Genomic DNA, 15,854 nt, shown 5'->3' with positions numbered 1-15,854 from the left:
GACCCCGGATCCGGGCCCGCACCCGCCACCGAAGCCCACCCCTCCGCCGACCCCGGTGCCGAAGCCGCCGGGGCCCGAGCCGACCCCACCGGGCCCCGGGCCGACCCCGCCGAGCCCCGGCCCGGTGCCGCCCGGCCCCGAGCCGGTACCGAACCCCGAACCGGGCCCCCCGCTCACGTGAACAGCCGGGTGAATGGGTGAACGGCAGAGGCCGTCACCCCCCCGGGGTTCCAGGGATGGGACGGCCTCGGTGGCGCGGGATACCCGTAGGTCTGGTACCCGTACGCCTGGTACCCCTACGTCTGCCTACGCCTCGACCTCCGACCGGTCGCCGCCCCACAGCGTGTGGAACGAGCCCTCCCGGTCGACGCGCCGGTAGGTGTGTGCTCCGAAGAAGTCCCGCTGCCCCTGCGTCAGGGCGGCGGGCAGCCGGTCGGCGCGCAGTGCGTCGTAATAGGCGAGGGCCGCGGAGAAGCCGGGTGCGGGCACGCCCTGGCGGGTGGCGGCCACCAGGACCTCACGCCAGTCGTCCTGCGCCGCCGCGATCTCCTGCGCGAACGTCTCGTCGGACAGCAGGCTCGGCAGATCGGGCCGGGCGTCGTACGCGGCGCGGATCCGGTCCAGGAACGCCGCCCGGATGATGCAGCCGCCGCGCCAGATCGCGGAGATGGCACCGAGGTCGATGTCCCAGTCGTACTGGTCGCTGCCCGCACTGATCTCGTGGAAGCCCTGCGTGTACGACACGATCTTCGACGCGTACAGCGCCTGCTCCACCCGGTCCGCGAAGGCCGCCGCCTCGGACTCCCCGAGCGGCTTCGCCTGGGGGCCCACGAGCTCCCGGGAGGCGGCGCGCAGGTCGGCGTGTCCGGACAGCGAGCGGGCGAAGACCGCCTCCGCGATGCCGGACACCGGAACGCCCAGGTCCAGCGCGATCTGCACGGTCCAGCGGCCCGTGCCCTTCTGCTCCGCACGGTCCTGGACCACGTCCACGAACGGCTTGCCCGTCGCCGCGTCCACGTGCGACAGGACCTCCGCCGTGATCTCGATCAGGTAGGAGTCGAGCCGGCCGGTGTTCCAGGTGCGGAAGATGTCGGCGATCTGCGCGGGGGAGTACCCGGCGACATCACGCAGGAGCTGGTAGGCCTCGCCGATCAGCTGCATGTCGGCGTACTCGATGCCGTTGTGCACCATCTTCACGAAGTGCCCGGCCCCGTCGGGACCGCAGTGGGTCACACAGGGAGAGCCGTCCGGCGCCTTCGCGGAGATCTTCTCCAGCATCGGACCGAGCGACGCGTACGACTCCTTCGAGCCACCCGGCATGATGCTCGGCCCGTTCAGCGCGCCCTCCTCACCGCCGGACACGCCCGTGCCGACGAAGTGGATGCCCTGGCCCCGCAGGTCGCGCTCCCGGCGCCGGGTGTCCTCGAAGTGCGCGTTGCCACCGTCGATGATCATGTCGCCGGGCTCAAGGAGCGGGGCGAACTCCTGGATCACCGCGTCGGTCGGTTCACCGGCCTTCACCATGATCATCAGACGTCGCGGCCGCTCCAGTGCCTCGACGAACTCCTTCGCGGTCTCCGTGGCCACGAAGTCGCCCTCGTGGCCGAATTCCTCCACCAGCGCGTGCGTCCGGGCCGCGGTCCTGTTGTGCAAGGCGACCGTGTAGCCGTTGCGGGCGAAGTTACGGGCGAGATTGCGCCCCATGACCGCGAGACCCGTGACGCCGATCTGGGCTGAGTTGCTCATACGGTTGGCTCCTAAGAGATCCGGTAAGAGGTCCTGGTATTGGTCGGTATGAGTCGGTATCGCCGCTGCCGGTGATCCTGTCGTTCCTGTTCGTCAGTACTCCTCCGGCCATCCTGACGTGTCGGAGACGTGTACGCAGAAGAACGACCCGCCGCCTCCCCGGGCGAGGGAGCGGCGCCCGGGGCGCGCAGCACGGCCGATTGCGCTCTTGTCATGGCCTGTTCGCAGCGCTTACTTTTGCCGCTCCTGACGCATGTCGAGGGGGCTCCCACATGGCCGTACGCGGCCGGCACCGCCGGTATCAGCCGAACAGGATCAACCGCGCCTCACTCACCGTCACGGCGGGCGGCGCCGGAATGGCACTCCCGCTGATCGGCACCGGCGTCGCACACGCGGCCGACGTGGACACCTGGAACAAGGTCGCCGCCTGCGAGTCCACCAACAACTGGAGCATCAACACCGGCAACGGCTACTACGGCGGACTGCAGTTCACCCAGTCCACCTGGGAGGCCTACGGGGGGCAGGTCTACGCCCCGCGCGCGAATCAGGCCACCAAGGACCAGCAGATCGCCATCGCCGAGAAGGTGCTCAAGGGCCAGGGACCCGGTGCCTGGCCGGTCTGCTCGGTGCGCGCCGGTCTCACCCGGGGCGGGGACACCCCCGACATCACCCCGGCCGCCGAGCGGACCGCCACCAGATCCGCTACGTCGCCCCAGACCACCAAGCGCTCCGTGCGCGACGTCCAGCCGCAGACCACACCCCAGTCGCGGGCCGGCACCGCCGAGATGTACACCGTCGTCCACGGCGACACGCTCTCCGGCATCGCGGGATCCCGCCATGTCCAGGGCGGTTGGCAGCGGTTGTACGACGCGAACCGCACCACCGTCGGCTCCGACCCGGACCTGATCCTCCCGGGCCAGCGGCTGAATCTGCGGGGCAAGGGCCAGACCCCGGCGCACACCGAGAGCACTCCCTCGTCCGCGTCGAAGAAGCAGAAGACCCCTGACAGGCCGTCCACGCACAAGACGTCCCCGCACCGGACCTCCTCGCACAAGACGTCCTCGGACACCGCCAAGAGATCCGACACGCTCGTCGCCCCCGTGCACGCCGCGACCGGCACGCCCTACCGCGCCGCCGGTGCCTCGTGGTCGAAGGGCTACCACACGGGCGTCGACTTCCCGGTGCCCACCGGCACCTCCGTGAAGGCGGTCGCCGCGGGACAGGTCGTCAGTGCGGGCTGGGGCGGCTCGTTCGGCTACCAGGTGGTGATCCGGCACGCCGACGGCCGCTACTCCCAGTACGCCCATCTGTCGGCGATCTCGGTGAAGGACGGGCAGAGCGTGGTGGGCGGCCAGCGCATCGGCCGCTCCGGTTCCACGGGCAACAGCACGGGCCCGCATCTGCACTTCGAGGTGCGGACGGGGCCCGGTTTCGGCACGGACATCGACCCGGTCGCCTACCTGAGGGCGGGCGGCGTCAGGATTTGACGCGGGTGCGGTGGTGGTGGTCCAGCAGAGGCGTCGCCACTACGTAGGGCCCGCACAGGGGGCCGAAATAGGTCAGCGCGGGCAGCGCGTCCTCCTCGGCCGACTCGGGTGAGTCGGCCGGGTCGGGCGCGCTCTCCGCGGCCCCCACCATCGCCGGAGCCGGTACGAAGAGATCCTCGCCGCGGTCCGCGCCGAATCCGTCTCCGAGCCCGGCGTCGAACGCCTCCCCGAGTCCGTTCCCGAGCCCGGCTCCGAGTCCGGCGTCGAACGCCTTCCCGAGCCCCGCGCCGAGTCCGCTTCCGAGCCCCGCGTCGAATCCGTCTCCGAGCCCCGCGCCGAGTTCGTTCCCGAGCCCGGCGTCGAACGCTTCCCCGCGCCCGGCGTCGAACGCCTCCCCGAGTTCTGCGTCGTACGCCTCCTCGAACCCCGCGCCGAACGCCTCTGCGCGGCCCGCGGTCGGCTCGTCCTCGTGGCGCGGTCCCGCGGACTGCTCGGGCAGTGCCGCGAGCAGCAGCGCCTCCAACGCGGAGTCCGGCGTGGCGCCTTCCGGCGCGGGCTCGGTCTCCGCGGCGGCGGGTGCGGCGACCTCCGCGGTGTTCCGGGCGCTGCCGATCTGCTCGGTCGTGAGCAGGATCAGACCGCCCGCCGCGACGACTCCGCAGGCCAGCGCGAGCACGGTGCCCGTCTCGCCGTAGCGGAAGGTTTCGCCGAACATCGTGATGCCGACGGCGGCCGCCACGACGGGGTTGACGACCGTCAGCGTGGCCAGCGGCGCCGCGAGGCCGCCGCCCCGGTAGGAGGCCTGCGACAGCAGCATCCCGGCCGTCGCGAAGACACCTATGAGGGCGAGGCTCGGCAGGTCGGAGAGCGAGGCCTGGTGCGACCAGTCCACCGCGACGGTCTTGGTGAACACCGAGGACATGCTGAAGGCTATGCCGGACCCCACCGCGAGCATCACGCTGCGCACGGCCGGGTGCCGGTGCGCGGCGCGGCCCGCCACCATGAAGGCCGCCACCGCGCCGCCCGACACCACGGCCAGCACCGTGATCTGGGTGTCACTCAGGGACTGCGAGTCGGCCGAGCCGACCAGCGCGAGCAGGACCGCGAGGCCCACCGTGGCCATGATCGCGCCACGCCAGGCGGTCGCCCCGGCCTTGCGGCCGACGAAGACGGCCGCCATGGGGAGCGCGAACACGATGGTCAGCGCGCCCAGCGGCTGCACCAGGCTCAGCGGGCCGTAGGCGAGCGCCACCACGTGCAGCACCCCGCCGACGCCGCTCAGGGCGACCGCCGCCCACCAGCCGGGGCGGCGCAACGGCGCGTACGTCTGGTCGGGAGAGGTCAGCGCGACCTGCTCCTGGACGATCGCGCCGCCCGCGTACGCAACGGCGGAGACGAACGAGAGCAGGACGGACAGCGCGAGCGCGCTCATGAGTCCCTCCTCTGCGTGCGGCGGGGGCGCTGTGCCCGGCGCGGCGAACGATCGGCCTTCATACCCACTACGATGCCTCGCGCATCCGTTCACGTCGTCGTACCTGAGCAGGCAATGAGTAGTACTGCCGATGGAGTACAACTCGCCCCATGTCCTCCCCTGGGTGGGCGACATGAGAGGGGGACCCTCCGGTGAGAACCCCTAGGGGGCTTGGTACTACTGCTGTTCGTGGACCTCGACCCGGAACTCGCGGCGCTCGGCTCGCTCGGCGGCTTCTTCGTACTACGCACCGGCGTACCGCCGCGTGCCCCGCTGCCGACGCTCGCACAGGCGTACGCGTCTCCCCGGGACGATGATCCCAGAGATGTCTGGTCGGATCCTCTGAATTTTCGCGTCCGGAAGGTCGCGGCGAGTCTGCGGGCGCCCGAGCCCCGGATCGCTGTCTCGGTGGCGCAACAGGGCCTCGCGGCCCGTCTGTGGTCGGTCTCGCTCGGTGCCGCCGCGCTGTACGGGCAGCTGCCGGACCTCGACCCGGGGCTGCTGCGGTGGGATCCGGACGGCAGCGCTCCGGACGACCTGTGGCTGTCCGAGGTGCGCGCCCTGCCGGCGGCGGCGATCGGCGAGGTCGTACGGGACGGCCACCTGGCCCCGCTGACGGCGGCTCTGCGCACCCGACACCGCGTGTCGGAGGGCCTGTTGTGGGGGAACGCGGGCTCGGCGCTCGCGGGTGCCTGGCGCCAGCTGCACCGCTGGGCCGAGGCCAACGGCCGTACGGACGTGGCCGATCGGGCCCGCGCCCTCGCCGCCGACCTGTTCACGCATCCCGACCTGTCCGCGACCGTCGACCCCCGTACCCTGCGCCGCCGCAGCTGCTGCCTCTACTACCGGCTCCCCGGCGGCGGCCTCTGCGGCGACTGCTGCTTCGACCGCCCGCCGGGCCGGACGCCGGGCGGGGCTCGGGGCCGCCGCTGAGAACCGCGGTCTTCCCCAAGCGTCCCTTCTGGGTGACCATGAAGGGCACCAGCCGGTATCCGGTACGACGGGGGGCTCTGCGTGCGAGTGGGACTGCTGACCCGGGAGTACCCGCCGGACGTGTACGGCGGCGCGGGCGTCCATGTCGAGTTCCTCGCCCGGGAGTTGCGGACCCTCACGGACCTGGACGTGCACTGCTGGGGAGAGGGCGCCGCGGGCGGCGTCGTGCGTCACCGGTCCTGGTCCTCGCTCGACGGCGCCAACGACGCGCTGCGCACCTTCTCCGTGGACCTCGCCATGGCCGCCGCCCTGGAAGGCCGCGAGCTCGTCCACTCGCACACCTGGTACGCCAACCTCGCCGGCCACTTCGGCAAGCTCCTGTACGGCATCCCGCACGTCATGACCGCCCACTCCCTGGAGCCGCTGCGCCCCTGGAAGGCCGAGCAGCTCGGTGGCGGCTACGCCCTGTCCAGCTGGGCCGAGCGCACCGCCGTCGAGGCCGCCGACGCCGTCATCGCCGTCTCCGGCGCCATGCGCGAGGACATCCTCACCTGCTACCCCGCCCTGGACCCGGCCAAGGTGCGTGTCGTGCACAACGGCATCGACACCGCCCTCTACCGGCCGGACCACGGCACGGACGTCCTGGAGCGCATCGGCATCGACACCGCCCGCCCCTACGTCCTGTTCGTCGGCCGCATCACCCGCCAGAAGGGCGTGCCCCACCTGCTGCGGGCGGTACGGGACCTCGACCCGGCCGTGCAGGTGGTGCTGTGCGCGGGCGCCCCCGACACCCCCGAGATCGACCGGGAGTTCCGTGATCTCTTCCAGGAACTGAGTGCCGTACGCCAGGGCCTGTACTGGATCCCGCAGATGCTGCCCCGCCCGGACGTCGTCCAACTCCTCACGCACGCCGCCGTCTTCGTCTGTCCCTCGGTGTACGAGCCGCTCGGCATCGTCAACCTGGAGGCGATGGCCTGTGGAACGGCCGTGGTGGCGTCGCGGGTCGGAGGGATACCCGAGGTGGTCGAGGACGGCGTGACGGGTGTCCTGGTGCCGGTCGAGGAGAACTTCGAGGCGGGTCTGGCGCTCGCCCTCGACTCCGTGCTCGCCGATCCCCGGGCCGCCCGGCGGATGGGTGAGGCCGGACGGGAGCGCGCGGTGCGGGAGTTCGGATGGGACGCGGTGGCCCGGCGGACCGTCCAGCTTTACGAGGAAGTCCTCAAACCGGGGTAACCATCGAACAGGTGCAGTTCAAGCAACGGGGCCGGCCCGGCACAGCGGGCGCGGCCCGACCGGGCTCAGAGGGGCGGCGGCATGCGGCGCGGTGGACCTTCGGTACTGGGAATCGTCCTTGCGGGTGGAGAGGGCAAACGGCTCATGCCCCTCACCGCGGACCGCGCGAAACCCGCGGTCACCTTCGGCGGGACGTACCGCCTGGTGGACTTCGTACTCTCCAATCTCGTCAACGCCGACATCCTGCGCATCTGCGTCCTGACGCAGTACAAGTCGCACTCGCTGGACCGCCATGTGACGACGACCTGGCGGATGTCGAGCCTGCTCGGCAACTACGTCACACCGGTCCCGGCCCAGCAGCGGCTCGGCCCGCGCTGGTACCTGGGCAGCGCGGACGCGATCCTGCAGTCCCTCAACCTCGTGCACGACGAACGGCCCGACTACATCGCGGTGTTCGGCGCCGACCACGTCTACCGCATGGACCCCCGGCAGATGCTCGCCCAGCACATCGAGGGCGGCGCGGGTGTGACCGTCGCCGGGATACGGGTGCCGCGCGCCGAGTCCTCGTCCTTCGGGGTCATCAGCCCCGGCTCCGACGGGCAGACCGTGGAGGGCTTCCTGGAGAAGCCCGCCGACCCGCCGGGCCTGCCCGACGACCCCGAGTGCGTCTTCGCCTCGATGGGCAACTACATCTTCACCACCAAGGCTCTGGTGGAGGCGCTCCAGCGGGACGCCGAGGACGTGCACTCGGTGCACGACATGGGCGGATCGATTCTGCCCATGCTCACCGACCGCGGCGAGGCGCAGCTCTACGACTTCAGCGACAACCACGTGCCCGGCGAGACCACCCGCGATCAGGGCTACTGGCGTGACGTGGGCACCCTCGACGCCTACTACGACGCCCACATGGACCTGATCGCCGAACGCCCCGCCTTCAACCTCTACAACCGCAGCTGGCCCATCTACACCAGTTCCGGACAGCTGTCCCCGGCGAGATTCAACGCCGGGGGCATCGCGAGCGAGTCGATCGTCAGCGCGGGCAGTCTCATCCGGGGCCAGGTCACGCGGTCCGTGCTCTCGCCGGGTGTCGTGGTCGACCCGGGAGCCGTCGTCCAGGGCTCGATCCTGCACGACAACGTCCACATAGGGCGGGGTGCGGTGGTGCGCGGCGCGGTTCTCGACAAGAACGTCGAGGTGCCGCCGGGCGCGACGATCGGCGTCAACCCCGAGCGGGACGCGGATCTCTACACGGTCTCCAAGGGCGGGGTGATCGCACTGGGCAAGGGCCGGATCGTGCCGTAGCGGCCGACGGTGACCGACGACGGCCCCGGTGCGTCCGTGCCCACCGGGGCCGTTGTCATGTCCCTGGACAGAAAGTGGAACCCCGTGTTGTCATGCCAACTGTCGTTGGTGACAACGTTGTTCCATCTGAGCAAGAGCCGCGCCACCCGCCCACGCCCATCCTCAAAGAGGAGGATCCGTGCGTTTCGGACGACTCAGAGACCGACTCGCGTTACTGCTCGCCGCGGCCCTCGGCGCCGCGGGACTCGCCTCCGTGCCCGCCGTGGCCGACGATCCCGTCGCGGTCCACGGACTGAAGGGCGACTATTACACCCAGTCTGCCCCCGGCGCTTTCGACTTCCATGAACTCAAGGCCACCGGCTTCGACCCGCAACTCGACTTCGGCGACCTGGAACCCCGGCTGCGCTTCGCCACGGGCCAGGACAACGATGTCAGTATCCGCTGGACCGGCAAACTCGTACCGGACAAGAGCGGCCCCACCACCTTCTCGATCATCGGCGACAACGGTTTCCGCCTCTGGATCGACGGCCGCCCCGTCATCGACCACTGGGTGGACGACTGGGATCGCGAACAGACCTCCGAGCCCATCGATCTGACGGCAGGTCACGCCTATGACTTCAAGCTCGAGTACTTCGAGCACTACGGCGGCTCCAACCTCCATCTGCGCTGGACCGAACCCGGCGGCGCCAAGGTGACGATCCCGCAGTCGGCGTTCCTGCTGCCCGACGGCTACGACTACGACGGCGCCCTCGCGACCACCGTCCAGCCGGACGGCCGCACCCTCAAGCTCGACTTCGCACGGGAACTGTCCGCGCCACCGACCGCCGTCGTCGACCACCTCCAGGCCGTGATCGGCGGCGCCAAGTGGCCGTTGGGGACGGTCGAGTTGGACCCCGCCGACTCCAGATCCCTGCTCGTCACGCTCAAGGAACCCGTCGTCGGCGACAAGACCGGCACCGCACGCGGCAACGCCGACCTGCGCTACGACGGCACGGGCGGCCTCGCCGCCGCCGGGGACGGCAAGGCGATCGGCGCCTTCTGGAGCAGCGGTCCCAACCACTCCACCTATGAACTGCGCACCAAGTGGGCCGACGAGGTCGGGCCGGACAACGCCCTGCCGCAATACCCCCGCCCCCAGCTCACGCGTGACGCCTGGCGCAACCTCAACGGGCGCTGGCAGTTCGCCGCCGCCACCGCGGGGGAGCAGCCCCCGGTCGGGAAGACGCTCGGCGAGCACATCCTCGTCCCGTACCCCGTGGAGTCCCAGCTGTCCGGCGTCGAACGCCACGAGGACCGCATGTGGTACCGCCGCACCTTCACCGTCCCGGCCGACTGGCACATCGGCTCGGGCAAACGACTCCTGCTCAACTTCGGTGCCGTCGACTGGCAGTCCGAGGTGTACGTCAACGGAGTCAGGGTCGCCGAACACCGGGGCGGCTACGACAAGTTCGGCGTCGACGTCACCGACGCGCTGAAGCCCGGCCGCACCCAGGAACTGATCGTCGGCGTGTACGACCCGACCGACGCCGCGTCCGGCGAGAACCCGCCGCTCGGCAAGCAGCGCCTCGACCCCAGCGGGATCTGGTACACCCCGACCTCCGGCATCTGGCAGACGGTGTGGATGGAGCCGGTCGCCCCGGACCACGTCGACTCGCTCAAGCTCACTCCGGACGTCGACGGCGGCCGACTCACCGTGGAACCGAAGGGCGTGCGCGACGGGCTGCCGGTCACGGCGACGGCGTACGAGGGAGGGCGGAAGGTCGCCACCGTCACCGGCCGCACCGGACAGCCGCTGGCCCTGAAGATCGCCCATCCGCGCCTCTGGTCGCCGGACGACCCCTTCCTCTACGACCTCAAGGTGAGCGTCGGGCGCGACCGTGTCGGCAGCTACTTCGGGATGCGCTCGATCTCCGTCGAGAAGGTCGAAGGCACCCCGCGCACCGTCCTCAACGGCAAGCCCGTCTTCATGATGGCCACGCTGGACCAGGGGTTCTGGCCCGACGGTCTGTACACGGCGCCGACGGACGAGGCCCTCGCGTACGACCTGCGCATGCACAAGGAGATGGGCTTCAACGCGGTGCGCAAACACATCAAGGTGGAGCCCGACCGCTGGTTCTACTGGGCGGACCGGCTCGGTCTGCTGGTGTGGCAGGACATGCCCGCCATGACCGCCGGGGTGAACCCGAACGCCGCGGCCCGCGCCGAGTACGAGCGGGAGATGAAACTGATGATCGACCAGCACATCAGCAGTCCGTCGGTCGTGATGTGGGTGACCTTCAACGAGGGCTGGGGCCAGTACGACGAGGGCCGCATCGCCGACCAGGCCAAGTCCTGGGATCCGACCCGTCTCGTCAACGGCATGTCGGGGCTGAACCTGGGGGCCGACGGCGGCACCGGCGACATCATGGACGAACACGGCTATCCGAGCCCCGCGCTGCCACCGGCTCCCGACGGCAGACGCGCGCTCGTCAGCGGCGAGTACGGGGGCCTCGGGCTCGCGGTGCCCGGGCACGCCTGGTCGGTCCAGCAGTCGTACGTGGACGTGGACCCGTCGACGTACACCGACGACTATCTCGCCCGCCTCGCCGAGGTACGGGCGCTCGCGTGCCGGGGGAGCAACGGCGCCGTCTACACCCAGATCTCGGACGTGGAGGGCGAGCTGAACGGGCTCCTCACCTACGACCGCAAGGTCGTGAAGCCGGACGTGGGGAGGTTGAGGGCGGCGCACGAGGCGCTGATCGCCGACGCGTCCCGGGCGACCCCCACGGGCTGCCCGGCGACCTGACACATCGGGTCCTTCGAGGGCCTTCGCGGTCCTTCGGGCGACCCGGCGCTTCCGGTCCTTCGCACGGCCGCGCGTCGGCGCGCGCGCCGCGGTCGGGACGCCTATCCTGAGCCGACCTCACGTGCCCCTTGTGTCCCGCCCCTTTCGCGGGGGGCGGGACTTAATCTGCTGTTAACTGAGCGTAGCTTGATCGTACTTGACCGTAATCGTCTGTCGGGGTTTGACTGCTTGCTCACCCTGTCGTCGAAGCGAGAGCAAGCCTTTGACTCCTGATCTCCTCGCACCACTCGACCTGGCGTTCTGGAACATCGAGTCCGCCCAGCACCCGATGCACCTCGGCGCCCTCGGTGTCTTCTCCGCGCACTCGCCGACCGCGGGCGCGCACGCCGCCGAACTGCTCGCGGTCCGCGCGGCCGGGGTGCCCGGGCTGCGCATGCGGATCCGCGACGTCTGGCAGCCCCTCGCCTTCCCGCCCAACTTCGGGAGCGCGGCCCGGGAACCCGCGCCCGACTTCGAACCCCTCGACCACGTCCGGCTGCACGCGCCGACCGCGGACTTCCCCGCCGCCGCGGGCCGGCTCATGGAACGCCCGCTCCAGCGCGGCCGGCCCCCGTGGGAGGCGCATGTGCTGCCCGGCGAGGACGGCACCTCGTTCGCCGTGTTCTTCAAGTTCCACCACGCGCTGGCCGACGGCCTGCGGGCACTGATGCTCGGCGCCGCCCTCATGGACCCGCTGGACCTGCCCGAGCCGCGCCCGCGCCCGCGCCCGGCGGAGCCGCCCCGCGGACTCCTCCCGGACGTCCGCAAGCTGCCCGACCTGGTGCGCGGCACCCTCTCCGACCTGGGCCGCGCCCTGGACATCGGCAGTTCCGTCGCCCGCGCCACCCTCGGCGCCCGCTCCTCGCCCGCCCTCACCTCGCAGCCCACCGGCACCCGCCGGATCGCGGGCGTCGCCCTCGACCTGGACGATGTGCACCGCGTCCGCAAGAGCGTCGGCGGCACCGTCAACGACGTCCTGATCGCCGTCGTCGCGGGCGCCCTGCGCAACTGGCTCGACGAACGCGGCGACAGCAGCGAGGGTGTCGCGCCGCGCGCCCTGATCCCCGTCTCCAGGCGCCGCCCGCGCACCGCGCACCCGCAGGGCAACCGGCTCTCCGGTTACCTGATACGGCTTCCCGTCGACGACCCGGACCCGCTCGGCCGACTCCGTTCGGTACGTACGGCGATGGACGCCAACAAGGACGCGGGGCCCAACCGGGGAGCCGGCGCCGTCGCGCTGCTCGCCGACCATGTTCCGCCGCTCGGTCACCGCCTCGGCGGTCCCGTCGTCGGCCAGGCGGCCCGGCTGCTCTTCGACATCCTGGTCACCAGCGTGCCGCTGCCCAGCCTCGGTCTGAAGCTCGGCGGCTGCCCGCTCGCCGAGGTCTATCCGCTCGCCCCGCTGGCCCGCGGCCAGGCGCTGGCGGTGGCCGTGTCGACGTATCGCGGACGGGTCCACTACGGGCTCGTCGCCGACGCACAGGCCGTGCCGGACCTGAACCGGCTGGCCCGCGCGCTGACCGAGGAGGTGGAAACGCTGATCATCGCCTGCGGCCCCTGAAACGGCCTGCGGGGACCGGTGATCATCTCGGGTTTGGCGCCTTGCCCTCTTGCTCCGTAAAATTCCGCCTTCGAAAGCGAGCGCGGTTCGAGCGCGGCGCGAGACCCGAGGAACGGCACACGCGATGACGGTGACAGAGGACGGCCAGGCGGCTCTCGCCGTGGACACGGCTGAGTACGACCGGGCGGCTTCCGCCGTGGACGGGGAGGCGGTCTCGTACGGTCCGGGCATCGACCCGGAGCGGCTGGCCGTCTGCCTCAGCGTGCTCGACGAGCTCGACAAGATCGACGTCGACCACCCGGACGCCATCGCCGTGCGCCGCGCCACCGCGGGCGTCTACCGCACGGTCAAGCAGCGCCGCCGCCAGGAGCGCAGGGCCGCCAAGACCGCCCACGACAAGGCCGTCACCGAGTCCACCGCGACCGGTTCCGCCCAGCGCATCGACGACGAGACCGAGGGCATCCTGCCCTCGTCCGTCACCGACGCCGGCGAGATCGCGGGGATACTCCAGCGCCCGCGCTCCTGCTACACCTGCAAGAAGCGGTACGTCGAGGTCGACTACTTCTACCACCAGCTCTGCCAGGACTGCGCCGCCGAGAACCGCGCCCGCCGCGACGCCCGCGCCGACCTCACCGGCAAGCGCGCGCTGCTCACCGGCGGCCGCGCCAAGATCGGCATGTACATCGCGCTGCGGCTGCTGCGCGACGGCGCGCACACCACCATCACCACGCGCTTTCCCAACGACGCGATCCGCCGCTTCAAGGCCATGCCCGACAGCGACGAGTGGATCGGCCGTCTGAAGATCGTCGGCATCGACCTGCGCGACCCGGCGCAGGTCGTGGCCCTGGCCGACTCGGTCGCCGCCGAGGGCCCGCTGGACATCCTGATCAACAACGCGGCCCAGACCGTTCGCCGTTCCCCGGGTGCCTACAGCGAGCTGCTCGCCGCCGAGTCCGGCCCGCTGCCCGCCGGTGAGCTGCCGCCCGCCGAGGTCATCGGCACCTTCGGCTCCGGCGCGGTGGCCGCGCTCCCGGTCGCCGGGGGCGGCGCGCTGACCGCGCAGGACGTCACCGACCTGGCCCTGGTGTCCGGCTCGGCCTCCCTGGAGCGGATCGCGGCCGGTACGGCCATCGACGCGGGTGGGCTCGTGCCCGACCTGCACGACACCAACAGCTGGATCCAGTCGGTCGAGGAGGTCACGCCGGTCGAGCTCCTCGAGGTCCAGCTCTGCAACTCGACGGCCCCCTTCATCCTGATCAGCCGGCTGCGCGCGGCGATGGCGGCCTCCGGGGCCGACCGCACGTACATCGTGAACGTCTCCGCCATGGAGGGCGTCTTCAACCGCGGCTACAAGGGCGCGGGCCACCCGCACACCAACATGGCCAAGGCCGCCCTGAACATGCTCACGCGCACCAGCGCCCAGGAGATGTTCGAGAAGGACCGCATCCTGATGACCGCCGTCGACACCGGCTGGATCACCGACGAGCGCCCGCACCCCGACAAGATGCGTCTCGCCGACGCGGGCTTCCACGCCCCGCTCGACCTGATCGACGGCGCGGCCCGGGTGTACGACCCGATCGTGCGCGGCGAACAGGGCGAGGACCTGTACGGCGTCTTCATGAAGGACTACGCGCCCGGCAAGTGGTGACCGCGCCCTCAGTCATGGGTGAGACCGAGTCCTCAGCCACGGGTGAAGGTGCCCAGGCCGTCGTGGTCCCAGGCCTCGACGGTCACCCGCGACGCCTTCGAGCCGCCGGAACCCGGTGAACCCGAACCGACCTTGAAGGTCACCCCCGAGAGCCCGGTCGCGTTCTCGCCGACGGTCCGGAAACCGAAGGTGTCGCCGTCGTAGTGGGTGAGCCGGAAGGTCGTGTGCTTCGGGCCCAGGCTCATGCTGAGTTCGCCGTTCGCAGCTGTGACGGTCAGCGGACCGTAGTAGGCGTTGTCGTACGTGCCCGTGTACGTGTCGGCGGCGCGGGCCACGGCCCCGTTCCGCGGGGGTCTGGCGTAGTCGGTGGGGGAGCGGCCCTGCTGCTCCTGCTGCCGGTAGACCCGGTCGACCAGGGGCAGCCAGTCCGTCGTGGGCTTCCCGTACTGGGCGGTGTCGAAGAAGTTCAGCGCGACCGAGTCGGCCAGGCCCACCGGCGCCCCGTTGGTCAGGACGGCGATGCCGAGCTGCTCGCCGGGCAGCATCGTCACATTGGTGTTGGCGCCTAGTTCGAAGGCGCCGGAGTGACTGAGGCGCAGCCGGCCCTGGTCGTCGTAGCCGACGTTCCAGCCGAGGCCGTAGAAGCCCGCGCGGCCCGCCGGGGCCCGCGGGGGCTGGGCGACGATCTCGGGCAGATGGGTGCGCGCCAGCGGTGCGGCGGGGATGACCTGCCTGCCGTCCAGCTTCCCGTTCGCCAGTTGCAGTCGCATCCAGGTGGCCATGTCACGGGCCGTGGAGCTCGCGCCGCCCGCGGGCGACTGGGCGTCGGCGTCCCGGACGTACTTCGGCTGCCAGGTGCCGTCCGTGTTCTTCACATGGGTGACGGCCTTGTCCTTGGCCCGGTCGTAGTCGGAGAAGCGGGAACTGGTGTTCTTCATGCCTGCGGGGCCGTACAGCGTGTCCTGGGAGAGCTTGTCCCAGGAGGTGTCCTTCGCGTTCGCGACCGCCTGGGCCGCGGCGGTGACCCCGTAGTTGGTGTAGGCGTAACCGGCGCGGAACGGGCCGAGCGGCTCGTACTTCAGGTGGTCCAGGATGTACGTCCGGTCGTAGCCGAGGTCTTCGAGGAGGTCACCGGAGTGGTCGGGCAGTCCGCTGCGGTGCGAGAAGAGGTCGGCGTACGTGACGTGTGCCGTGACCCAGGGGTCCTTGAGCGTGAAGCCGGGCAGATGCGCCGCGACGGGGTCGTCCCAGGCGAGCGTCCTGCCGCCGACGACCCCCGCGACGACGGTCGAGGCGAGAGGCTTGGACAAGGACGCGAGCTGGAAGACGGTGTCCGGGTCGACGGTCCCGGACCGTCCCACCCGACGCTCGCCGAAGCCCTTGAGATACACCACGCGGCCCTTGTGGACGACGGCCACGGCGACGCCGGGAACGCCGGTCTTCTTCATGGCGTCCCGCACGATGCCGTCGAGCTTGCCGACGGCGTCGTCGACCTTGGCCCGGGTGAGCTGCGGAGGCGGCTGGGGAGGCGGGGCCGCCGCTACGGCGGAGGGGGTGTGGCCCGCGCCGAGCAGGACGGTCGCGGCGGCCGCGATCAGCGCCGCGCATCGGTGGTGTCCCGCCCGTCGTCGCACACCCATGGTCACCAT

9 protein-coding genes and 2 pseudogenes are annotated in these 15,854 nt (G+C 71.2%); 8 read left to right on the top strand and 3 right to left on the bottom strand.

Annotation, left to right across the window (positions count from 1 at the left end):
- Window positions 1-306: 306 nt before the first annotated feature.
- Window positions 307-1,746 carry an NADP-dependent phosphogluconate dehydrogenase gene (gene gndA / locus AQJ27_RS02625; protein WP_067360960.1) on the bottom strand — a complete coding sequence of 480 codons (1,440 nt, stop codon included), beginning with the start codon at window positions 1,744-1,746 and terminating at the stop codon, window positions 307-309.
- Window positions 1,747-2,018: 272 nt separating this feature from the next.
- On the opposite strand from gndA, the pseudogene AQJ27_RS60720 reads away from it, so the two are divergent.
- Both AQJ27_RS60720 and AQJ27_RS60715 read left to right on the top strand, forming a co-directional pair.
- A pseudogene (locus AQJ27_RS60720) lies at window positions 2,019-2,309 on the top strand (transglycosylase family protein); the annotation flags it as partial.
- 525 nt (window positions 2,310-2,834) lie between these two features.
- A pseudogene (locus AQJ27_RS60715) lies at window positions 2,835-3,233 on the top strand (M23 family metallopeptidase); the annotation flags it as partial.
- On the opposite strand, the gene AQJ27_RS55465 reads toward AQJ27_RS60715, so the two are convergent.
- Window positions 3,223-4,665, bottom strand: a complete 1,443-nt coding sequence (locus AQJ27_RS55465) for a DMT family transporter (RefSeq protein ID WP_107120665.1) — start codon at window positions 4,663-4,665, stop codon at window positions 3,223-3,225. The pseudogene AQJ27_RS60715 and the gene AQJ27_RS55465 sit on opposite strands and share 11 nt — an antisense overlap.
- A 210-nt stretch (window positions 4,666-4,875) precedes the next feature.
- Here AQJ27_RS55465 and AQJ27_RS02610 point away from each other — a divergent pair, with 210 nt between their 5' ends.
- The 6 genes from AQJ27_RS02610 to AQJ27_RS02585 all read left to right on the top strand — a co-directional run bounded on the left by AQJ27_RS02610 (window position 4,876) and on the right by AQJ27_RS02585 (window position 14,205).
- Window positions 4,876-5,637, top strand: coding sequence for a (2Fe-2S)-binding protein (locus AQJ27_RS02610; RefSeq protein ID WP_201264233.1), 762 nt, complete (start codon window positions 4,876-4,878; stop codon window positions 5,635-5,637).
- An 81-nt stretch (window positions 5,638-5,718) separates the two neighbouring features.
- Window positions 5,719-6,870, top strand: coding sequence for a glycogen synthase (glgA, locus tag AQJ27_RS02605; protein WP_067360954.1), 1,152 nt, complete (start codon window positions 5,719-5,721; stop codon window positions 6,868-6,870).
- An 81-nt stretch (window positions 6,871-6,951) separates the two neighbouring features.
- Window positions 6,952-8,172, top strand: coding sequence for a glucose-1-phosphate adenylyltransferase (gene glgC, locus AQJ27_RS02600; protein ID WP_054234963.1), 1,221 nt, complete (start codon window positions 6,952-6,954; stop codon window positions 8,170-8,172).
- Window positions 8,173-8,350: 178 nt separating this feature from the next.
- Window positions 8,351-10,957 (top strand): glycoside hydrolase family 2, encoded by a 2,607-nt coding sequence (locus tag AQJ27_RS02595; protein ID WP_067360951.1) that lies wholly within the window; start codon window positions 8,351-8,353, stop codon window positions 10,955-10,957.
- A gap of 262 nt (window positions 10,958-11,219) precedes the next feature.
- Window positions 11,220-12,557 carry a wax ester/triacylglycerol synthase family O-acyltransferase gene (locus tag AQJ27_RS02590; RefSeq protein WP_067360948.1) on the top strand — a complete coding sequence of 446 codons (1,338 nt, stop codon included), beginning with the start codon at window positions 11,220-11,222 and terminating at the stop codon, window positions 12,555-12,557.
- Between the two features lie 124 nt (window positions 12,558-12,681).
- Window positions 12,682-14,205: an SDR family NAD(P)-dependent oxidoreductase gene (locus AQJ27_RS02585; RefSeq protein WP_235613408.1), complete on the top strand. Its 1,524-nt coding sequence runs from the start codon at window positions 12,682-12,684 to the stop codon at window positions 14,203-14,205.
- A gap of 32 nt (window positions 14,206-14,237) precedes the next feature.
- Here AQJ27_RS02585 and AQJ27_RS02580 read toward each other — a convergent pair whose 3' ends face one another.
- A complete protein-coding gene (locus tag AQJ27_RS02580; protein WP_096239707.1) occupies window positions 14,238-15,845 on the bottom strand; it encodes a serine hydrolase in 1,608 nt (535 codons plus the stop codon).
- Window positions 15,846-15,854: the final 9 nt, after the last annotated feature.

The sequence above is a fragment of the Streptomyces olivochromogenes genome (assembly GCF_001514115.1).
Lineage (GTDB): Bacteria > Actinomycetota > Actinomycetes > Streptomycetales > Streptomycetaceae > Streptomyces > Streptomyces olivochromogenes.
The sequence above is the reverse complement of the archived record's forward strand: the minus strand, read 5'-3'. Positions and strand labels throughout refer to the sequence as shown.

Excerpts from the sequence above, each read along its gene's own strand:
- gndA (WP_067360960.1), bottom strand. The coding sequence starts at position 1,746 with ATGAGCAACTCAGCCCAGATCGGCGTCACGGGTCTCGCGGTCATGGGG.
- AQJ27_RS55465 (WP_107120665.1), bottom strand. The coding sequence starts at position 4,665 with ATGAGCGCGCTCGCGCTGTCCGTCCTGCTCTCGTTCGTCTCCGCCGTT.
- glgC (WP_054234963.1), top strand. The coding sequence starts at position 6,952 with ATGCGGCGCGGTGGACCTTCGGTACTGGGAATCGTCCTTGCGGGTGGA.
- AQJ27_RS02585 (WP_235613408.1), top strand. The coding sequence starts at position 12,682 with ATGACGGTGACAGAGGACGGCCAGGCGGCTCTCGCCGTGGACACGGCT.
- AQJ27_RS02580 (WP_096239707.1), bottom strand. The coding sequence starts at position 15,845 with ATGGGTGTGCGACGACGGGCGGGACACCACCGATGCGCGGCGCTGATC.